Source organism: Salegentibacter sp. UBA1130 (genome assembly GCF_002311535.1).
GTDB lineage: Bacteria > Bacteroidota > Bacteroidia > Flavobacteriales > Flavobacteriaceae > Salegentibacter > Salegentibacter agarivorans.
The window spans coordinates 1-6737 of sequence record NZ_DCAP01000030.1; the positions used below are offsets into that span (position 1 = coordinate 1).

A 6737-nucleotide genomic window follows, 5' to 3' on the forward strand; every position below is an offset into this window, starting at 1 on the left:
ATAGGAGTAATTACAGAATGATAAGATTTTCAAAAATTAGAATAAGAATATAGATTTAAAGAAAAATTCCTCATATGGATTTAGGATTAAAAGATAAAGTAGTTTTAATAACTGGCGGTACTAAAGGGATAGGCGGAGCTATTAGCAAAGCGGTTGCCCGGGAAAATGCAATTCCAGTGTTTGTTGGCCGTGAGGAAGCAAGCGGTAAGGAAATGCTTGAAACCTTTAAAACCAGTGGAGTTAATGCTCATTTTATACAAGCCAATTTAAATGAAGATGGCCAATGCAAAAGAATTGTTGATGAAGTTTTAGAGATCTTCGGAAAAATTGACGCACTGGTAAATAATGCTGGAGTGAATGATACTATTGGTCTAGAAACCGGTAACCCAAAGAAGTTTGCAAATTCAGTCTATAATAATTTGAATCATTATTATGAGATGGCGCATTTTTGCCTTCCAGCGCTTAAAAAATCAAAAGGGAATATTCTAAATATTAGCTCTAAGGTAGCCCTGGTAGGTCAGGGAGGTACATCGGGTTATGCAGCATCAAAAGGTGCGCAGTTAGCGCTAACTCGTGAATGGGCTGCAGAATTACTGCCATATAATATCAGGGTGAACGCAATTTTACCAGGGGAGGTTATGACGCCTCTATATAAAACTTGGTTGAATTCTTTTGACAAGCCCGAACAAAAATTAAATAAAATCACCCGTAATATTCCAATGGGAAATCGAATGACTCTTGATACTGAGATAGCCGATTTGGCAGCATTTATCCTATCTAAAAAATCTGGACATACTACCGCAGAGTGGTTTTCTCCCGATGGTGGTTATGTGCACTTAGACCGATCCTTAACCTAAAATCTATGTCTCAAGATTCTTTAGTTTCAAAGAAAGCTGTCGTTCCGTTTATTTTAATAACGGCCTTATTTGCTTTATGGGGGTTTGCCAATGATATTACCAATCCTATGGTCTCGGCGTTCAAAAAAGTTTTGGAACTAAATAATTTTCAGGCTTCCTTAGTTCAGCTTGCTTTTTATGGAGGCTATTTTACTATGGCCTTGCCAGCCGCGCTCTTTGTCAATAAATTTTCCTATAAAAAAGGAGTACTTATGGGATTGGCATTGTATGCTTTGGGAGCCTTATTGTTTTACCCTGCTGCAATTTACCAGGAATATATCTTCTTTTTGTTAGCCTTATATATTCTAACATTTGGCCTTGCTTTTTTAGAGACTACTGCCAACCCTTATATCCTAGCTATGGGAACCGAAGCAACTGCTACCAGGCGTTTAAATCTAGCCCAGGCATTTAATCCCATGGGAGCATTAGGTGGCCTAATTGTAGCACAACATTTTATTCTGGGAGCCTTGGAATCTGATGATATAGACGTGAATGGGAACCCTATTTATAGTACACTTTCTAAAAATGCTAAGGCTACCATAAGAGATGCCGATTTAGAGGTAATAAGTACTCCATATGTGTTATTGGGATTGGTAGTTATAGTATTTTTCCTGGTTATACTTTTAGTTAGAATGCCTGAAAACAAAAAGAAAGAAGCCCGGGTAGCCGTAATACCAGCTATAAAAAGACTCTTTAGCAATAATAAATTTGTGGGTGGGGTGATAACCCAGGCTTTTTACGTGGGGGCGCAGATTATGTGTTGGACTTATCTTTATCAATATGCCGAATCTATTGGTATTGATAATAAAAGTGCGGTAAATTATGGAATTGCCGCTTTGTTGGTATTTCTTATAGGACGTTGGTTAGGTACCTACCTGCTCCGTTATATAAGTTCAGGTAAATTGTTGATGTTATTTGCATTCGGTGCGATCTTAACCTGTCTGCTTTGTATTTTTAGTCAGGGATTGATTGGTTTATACGCCTTGGTAAGTGTTTCATTTTTTATGTCAATAATGTTTCCAACCATATATGGAATTGCGCTCGAAGGCCAGGGTAACGATGCAAAATTTGGAGCTGCTTTTTTAGTAATGGCAATTGTAGGCGGGGCACTAATGCCAACTTTACAAGGTATGGTATTAGATATTGGAGGTTCCGGTTATACAGATACTACAATATTAGGTGTACCAGAAATAAACTTCTCGTTCTTTTTACCGGTGTTATGTTTTATAGTTGTTAGTATTTATGGGTGTTATATTTTTAAAAGAAACAAAGCATGAAAACTAAGAAGTATGTATTGGCTTGTGATTTAAAGGATGAGGTTGAACTAATTAAAAAATATGAAGAGTATCACCGTGAAGTCTGGCCAGAGATTATTAAAAGTATACTGGAGGTAGGTATTTTAAATATGGAAATTTTTAGAACGGGTAACCGCCTGGTTATGATTATAGATACACAACCAGATTTTTCTTTTGAAATGAAAGCGAAAGCCGATAAAGAAAACCCTAAAGTTCAGGAATGGGAAAGTTTAATGCAGCAATATCAGCAGGCTATTCCTTCGGCAAAAAATGGTGAGAAATGGACACCCATGGATAAAATATTTGATCTAAAAAACACCTAGAAAACATGGCTAATAATTTCAATTCTCAATATCCTTCTATAGAAGATCTTCGAGCAAAAGCTAAAAAAAGAATACCTGATTTCGCATTTGAATACCTGGATGGTGGATGCAATGAAGATGTAAATTTGAATATAAATACATCTGATATTCGTAAAATTCAGTTAGAACCGCGATATCTTCAAAATTACAAAGAAGCAGATCCAACTACAAAATTATTTGGAAAAGAGTATAGTGCACCTTTTGGAATTTCACCCGTAGGTTTACAAGGACTAATGTGGCCTAATTCACCTGAAATACTCGCCAAAGCGGCTTTTGAACATAATATTCCCTTTATTTTAAGTACGGTTACTACTATGAGTATTGAGCGGGCCAGTGAACTTACACAGGGTAACGCCTGGTTTCAGCTGTATAATCCGGTAGAAGATGAGGTTAGAAATGATATCTTAAAAAGGGCGGAAGCAGCAGAGTGTCCCGTTTTAGTACTTTTATGTGATGTGCCTACTTTTGGTTACAGACCCAGGGATATTAGAAACGGGCTGGCATTACCACCAAAAATGTCGGCGAAAAATATCTTTCAAGTTTTAGGAAAACCAAGTTGGGCATTAAATACTTTAAAACATGGAGTGCCAACTTTTGAAACCTTAAAACCCTATACTCCCGAAGGTTTAAACCTTAAACAGCTAGGGAAATTTATGGATAAAACCTTCTCCGGAAAATTAAATGCTGAAAAAATTAAACCTATACGGGATAAGTGGAAAGGCAAGTTAGTTCTTAAAGGAGTTTCTGCACCACGTGATGTGGAAGATGCTATAAAAATGGGATTTGATGGGGTAATTTTATCTAATCACGGCGGGAGGCAGTTGGATGCAGCGCAATCAACTATTTCAACTTTACCCAATATCGCTAATAGATATGGTGATAAAATTGAAATAATGATGGATAGTGGTCTTAGGTCTGGACCAGATATTGCCCGTACTATGGCTGCTGGAGCAAAATTCACCTTTATGGGAAGATCCTTTATGTATGGTACCGCAGCTTTGGGGAATAAAGGAGGAGATCACACCATAACTATGCTAAGAACACAATTTAAACAAGTAATGGATCAGTTATGTTGCGAGAAGGTAGAGGAACTGCCAAATCATTTCATACTTAACTAACGAAGAATTATTACAACAATTAAAGCGCTTAGAGTTGTAGTAATTTATCCTAGGCTGTTTTTTTGATGTTTTAGACGTTTAATGTGCAACCATATTAATCTAACTTTCTATTAGTGGTTCACGGTTTTATTGACTCAGGTAGAGGTAAAATGGCTGGATGCTATTAAACCGGAATAATTTTAGTGTTTTAGACCTGTTAACTCCATTCCTGGAAAACGAGATTTTAGATAATTCGAAAAAGATTGAAATTATTGAAGCTATTTTAGTGGTAGATCCTTTATTTGAGCCTACAGTTAGGGAAAAAGTTTCCTGTTTATTACAAAGATTAATGCAAAAATGCTAATTACAGATAATATTTGAGGTTGATTTATAAGTATGTTTTTTTGAGACACTATTCTTGGGACACACTCCTTAATAAAAATTTTTAAATTTCTGAATCTGCACCATTTACATTATTTTTATTTATAAACCCGCACCCAATCTACTAGCATTTCAACTGGCAAATCTTCATCTTTAATGCTGCCAACCCAGTTTCCACCTAGTGCCTGGTCTAGAATAATAAAGAACTCCTGGTTGAAAGGCCATTGCTTTGAATCGGCATTTTCAATTTTTGGATAAGAAAATGTCTTTTTTCCATTAACAAAGAAATCTAAGCGATTAGGGTACCATTCCACGCCATATACATTATAGGTATCTATCTTAAATGGAATCGTGGTGAAATATGGCGGATACTCCTTTTTTTCCTGAATATCTATATAATTGGTGTGTAAGGTTTGATAAACAATGGTATCATAATTTAGGTGCTCCATGATATCTATTTCTCCACTATGCGGCCAACTACCATATTCGGGGTCTTGTGGCATCATCCATATGGCCGGCCAGGAGCCTTTTCCTTTATCCAGTTTAGCTTTCACCTCAATTTTCCCGTATTTAAAAGAAAATTTATCGGTGGTTCTAATACAACCGGTATTGTATTTTACCGTATCATTTTTATTGGTATTTATAATGCCACGCAAAAGTAATTTGCCATCTTTAACGAAGCGTGTAGCATCTGAGTCTGTACAAAAGCGTGCCCAATCTGCTGAATTTCTGGGTGCGTGAGACCATTTCTCAGTATCGGGTTTACCTTCATTTTCAAACTCATCCTGCCAAATTAATTCCCATTTCCCATCGGGTTTATCCTGGATATTTCCTGCACCACATCCGGCTACAAGACTGGCAAAAAATATAATTACTATCTGTTTCATCTGATTTAAAAGGTTTTAAAGATATTTTTATCGTGTATTGTTAATATTTTGATTTATCGAAATAATCTGAATGGAATCGTATTCCATTACTTTTCCATCTTCTATAATGTCCCTGATTAAGGCGTTTTGTAAAATCCTCAAAATTTTTATCGTTGTTATTGCTCCAAACAGCTTCGCTAAAGGCAGCCATTCTTGGTAATAACATGTATGCTAAATGTTCTACCGATGAGATAAACTCGGTCCAAATTGCAAATTGTGATCCTAAAACGTATTTAGCCTCTTTTGCACTTAAAGCTTCTGGTACCGGTTTGTAATTATAAACTCGTTCTAGGGCGTTGATAGAGTAGGGGGCTGCCTGTGGCTCTAGTTCGGGATCAGCTTGGTAACGGTTAAAATAAAGAGGATCACTAGGGCTCATAACTACATCGTGACCAGATTTTGCAGCAGCAATTCCACCTTTTTCCCCCTGCCAACTCATTACGGTCGCGTTTGGTGCCAGGCCACCTTCCAGAATTTCATCCCAGCCCAGGAGTTTACGGTTGTTTGCCTGTAGAAATTTCTCCATGCGTTTTATAAAATAACTTTGCAGTTCTTTTTCATCTTTCAGGTTTTCATCTTTAATTCTTGCCTGGCAGGCTTCACATTTTTTCCAATAAGATTTATCTACTTCATCTCCTCCCACGTGAATATATTCTGACGGAAAAATATCCATAACTTCTACTAATACATCTTGTAAAAACAGGAATGGAGCTTCTTTCCCGGCACAATAATTAAACGCCATATTTTCGGTGTCTATCACATCGTTCCAGAGGTTTGATCCTGGAGGATCCTGTTTTGGCTGTGCGCAGGAGAATTCTGGATAAGCGGCAAAAGCTGCGGCAGAGTGTCCCGGCATTTCTATTTCGGGAATTACCCTAATATTTCTTTTTGCTGCATAAGCAACCACTTCCCGGGCTTGTTCCTGAGTGTAAAACCCGCCATAACGGTAAGGCTTCCCGGTTAATGGTTCAGCATAAGTAGAATCTTTTTTGTAAAAAACACTACCCGGTATTTCTTCCCGCCAGGCACCAATACTGGTTAATTTTGGATATTTTTTAATCTCCAATCGCCAGCCTTCATTATCGGTTAGATGCCAATGAAAAGTATTTAGTTTATAAAAAGCCATTAAGTCCAATACCTCCTTAATAGTTTCTACGGAATAAAAATGCCTGCTTACATCCAGCATCATACCACGCCAGGCAAATGCCGGTTCATCGGTAATTTCCATAGCCGGAAGCGTAATTTTTTCGTTGGTGCGTATGCCAGGGAATAATTGTAGAACACTCTGCATTCCATAAAAAACACCGGCTGTAGTAGGGGCAGAAATAGCAATATTATCTGCTGAAATTTTTAATTGATAACCTTCTTTATCTAAATCTAAATTTTTATCTATTTCCAGTTTTATCGTTTTTCCTGCAGCTTGGTTTATTGGAAGCTGAATTCCGCTTAAACGCTTTACTTGCTTTTGAAAATAGATGGTCATTTCTTCTAAATCCTCGTTTTTAGAAAATTGAATAGAAGTATTTTTATCAACTTCAAAAGCACCTGAAGTATTCTCCATTTTTGTGGGGGTGGGGATAAGCTGAGCTTGCGTTAAATTAGATACACCAAAAAGGAATAAAAATAGAATTAAAGCGCTAAAGCTTATACTTTTATGAACTGAAATTACTTTTACTATAGCTTCCGGCGTTTTGTGTGAGAGAAACTCCGGAGCTAAATTTCCGGAGTTTCTATTTAGATTGATCTTCATACCTCTTGCTTATTTATCCTCGTAAACCTT

General features: G+C 37.0%; 7 protein-coding genes. 5 read left to right on the forward strand and 2 right to left on the reverse strand.

The window, feature by feature from the left end; translation table 11 throughout:
• The first annotated feature begins 74 nt into the window (after positions 1-74).
• The 5 genes from B4F31_RS11680 to B4F31_RS11700 all read left to right on the forward strand — a co-directional run bounded on the left by B4F31_RS11680 (position 75) and on the right by B4F31_RS11700 (position 4014).
• The gene (locus B4F31_RS11680; protein WP_286761355.1) at positions 75-857 is read left to right on the forward strand and encodes an SDR family oxidoreductase; all 783 of its coding nucleotides are present in this window, start codon (positions 75-77) and stop codon (positions 855-857) included.
• Between the two features lie 5 nt (positions 858-862).
• Positions 863-2173: an L-fucose:H+ symporter permease gene (fucP, locus tag B4F31_RS11685; RefSeq protein WP_093305286.1), complete on the forward strand. Its 1311-nt coding sequence runs from the start codon at positions 863-865 to the stop codon at positions 2171-2173.
• The gene (locus B4F31_RS11690) at positions 2170-2514 is read left to right on the forward strand and encodes an L-rhamnose mutarotase (protein ID WP_093305288.1); all 345 of its coding nucleotides are present in this window, start codon (positions 2170-2172) and stop codon (positions 2512-2514) included. Before fucP ends, B4F31_RS11690 begins: the two co-directional genes overlap by 4 nt.
• Before the next feature lie 5 nt (positions 2515-2519).
• Positions 2520-3671 (forward strand): alpha-hydroxy acid oxidase, encoded by a 1152-nt coding sequence (locus tag B4F31_RS11695; protein WP_286761356.1) that lies wholly within the window; start codon positions 2520-2522, stop codon positions 3669-3671.
• Positions 3672-3828: 157 nt separating this feature from the next.
• Positions 3829-4014, forward strand: a complete 186-nt coding sequence (locus B4F31_RS11700) for a hypothetical protein (RefSeq protein WP_286761357.1) — start codon at positions 3829-3831, stop codon at positions 4012-4014.
• A 115-nt stretch (positions 4015-4129) separates the two neighbouring features.
• On the opposite strand, the gene B4F31_RS11705 is transcribed toward B4F31_RS11700, so the two are convergent.
• Entirely contained in the window at positions 4130-4918 is a 789-nt protein-coding gene (locus B4F31_RS11705; protein WP_286761358.1) for a glycoside hydrolase family 16 protein, read from the reverse strand.
• Between the two features lie 40 nt (positions 4919-4958).
• Positions 4959-6707: a beta-N-acetylhexosaminidase gene (locus B4F31_RS11710; protein WP_286761359.1), complete on the reverse strand. Its 1749-nt coding sequence runs from the start codon at positions 6705-6707 to the stop codon at positions 4959-4961.
• Between the last annotated feature and the right edge of the window lie 30 nt (positions 6708-6737).